Genomic DNA, 567 nt, shown 5'->3' with positions numbered 1-567 from the left:
TGCGCATTCCGACGCATCCGGTCGGGCGTTCCGACGACATCCGGTCGGCATTTCCGGAGTATCCGGTCACCGCGAGATGACGTCGCCAAGCGTTGGATCTTGATGTCTCCTCGGTTGGGTTGGGTCAAGCGTTTCGAAGCTTGGGATGCCGGAGCCGCGCGCGGCGCCGTGCGCGCCCCATGACGCTGGCGCGGCGTCGCGCGCGGCGTTGGTCTGGGCGCTCGTCATGTCTGGCTCTTTCGCAACGAGGGGCCGTCGAGGGGCAACCGGTGGGCGTTGTGAACCAGCCGGTCGAGGATGGCGTCGGCGAAGGTGGGCTCGCCGATGACCTCGTGCCAGGCGTCGACGGGCAATTGACTGGTGATGAGGATCGAGCCGTTTCCGTATCTGTCCTCGACGATCTCCATCAGGTCGCGCCGCTGCGGTGCAGTGAGCCGGTCCGGCCCCCAGTCGTCGAGGATCAGCAGATCGGCGCGGATGATCTGGCGGAACAGGCGCGGGCAGCTGCCGTCGCCATGGGCGAGTTCGAGCTCGGCGAAGAGACGTGGCAAACGGTGGTAGAGGACA

The 567-nt window shown here is 66.7% G+C and carries 1 protein-coding gene; it reads right to left on the bottom strand.

Annotated features, from left to right (window positions below):
* Nucleotides 1-224: 224 nt before the first annotated feature.
* Nucleotides 225-567 (bottom strand): ATP-binding protein (locus IM708_RS21185; RefSeq protein WP_209428521.1); only part of this gene is annotated, 343 nt, incomplete at its 5' end.

It is taken from the genome of Pararhodobacter sp. SW119 (assembly GCF_017811755.1).
GTDB lineage: Bacteria > Pseudomonadota > Alphaproteobacteria > Rhodobacterales > Rhodobacteraceae > Pararhodobacter.
This window is presented reverse-complemented; position numbering and strand designations above follow the sequence as displayed.